Source organism: Microvirga sesbaniae (assembly GCF_025460805.1).
Taxonomy (GTDB): Bacteria; Pseudomonadota; Alphaproteobacteria; order Rhizobiales; family Beijerinckiaceae; genus Microvirga; species Microvirga sesbaniae.
Window position 1 is genome coordinate 1 of record NZ_JAMXFJ010000115.1, and the last position, 1,306, is coordinate 1,306.

1 pseudogene is annotated in these 1,306 nt (G+C 67.6%); it reads left to right on the forward strand.

The features are described from left to right. Window positions 1-39: 39 nt before the first annotated feature. Window positions 40-1,268 (forward strand): annotated as a pseudogene (locus OCW50_RS33040) (IS3 family transposase). Window positions 1,269-1,306: the final 38 nt, after the last annotated feature.

Below are 1,306 nucleotides of genomic sequence, written 5' to 3' on the forward strand. Positions count from 1 at the left end.
TGAGACACCCTATAAGCGGACGGGATCCGCAGAAGGGTGATGACGATGACAGAGACGATGAAGGATGCGGCCGGTCCGGGCCGCGGTGGGCGCATGTCGCGCCATCGCAAACGCGAGGCGGTTCTGCGGCTGCTGCGCGGTGAGGATCTGGACACGGTCTCCCGCTCCCTGGGCGTGACGGCCGCCACGCGGAGCGGCTGGCGCGATGCTTTCCTGGCCGCCGGCGAGGCCAGTCTCGCCACCCGGCCGGCCACCGGCGAGGCGCTGGAGACTGAGCGGCTCAAGGCCCGGCTCGGCGAGATGCTGCTGGAGCGTGAGCTGCTGGAGGCCAAGATTGCCCTTCTGGAGGGCGGCCGCCCTTTAGCTCAGAGGAGGTCGAGGCGATGAGCCGGGCCCTCTCGCCGAGCAGCGGCCAGCCCTATGGCTTGGCCCGTGTCTGCCGGATCTGGCGCGTGGCCCGGGCGAGCGTCTACCGCCATCGCAACCCGCAGACGGACCGGCGGCGCCGCGGCCCGGTCGGACCGCTGTCCGATCCAGTGCTCACCACTGAGATCCGTGCCGTCCTGGCCGCCAGTCCGTTCCATGGCGAAGGCCATCGGAAAGTTTGGGCCCGCCTGCGCCTGAAGGGCATCCGCACCTCGCTCCGCCGGGTGTTGCGGCTGATGCGCGAGCACGACCTGCTGGCGCCGTCCCGGATGGGGGCGCCGCGTGGGCCGCGCAACCACGACGGCACGATCATTCCGGAGACCATCGACACCCTGTGGGGCACGGATATGACAACCGGCTGGACGGCCGAAGGGCAAGCTGCCGTGTTCGTGGCGGTGGATCATCACAGTGCCGAGTGCGTGGGCATTCATGCCAGTCGCCAAGCCCCCCGCTTTGAGGCTCTCGAGCCGCTGCGCCAGGGCGTACGCGAGCACTTTGGCGGCTTTAGCAAAGGGATTGCTGCAGGCCTGTCGGTCCGGCGCGACCATGGCAGCCAATACATGTCGCGAGCATTCCAGGACGAGTTGCGGTTCCTTGGGATCGCGAGTTCGCCGGCCTTCGTGCGGGCTCCTGAAGGGAATGGCTGTGCAGAACGGTTCATCCGCACCCTCAAGGAGAACCTGCTGTGGGTGCGTCAATTCGAGACCATCGAGGAGTTGCGCCAGGCGCTGTTGGCTTTCCGGGAGAGCTACAACTCCACCTGGCTGATAGCCCGGCACGGATTTCAGACGCCGAAAGCCGTCCGGCACAACCTGCTTCCATCCGCGGCCCTCGCCGCGTAGGCTTCAATCCGGTGTCTCAAAAACTGCGGGCGGTACAG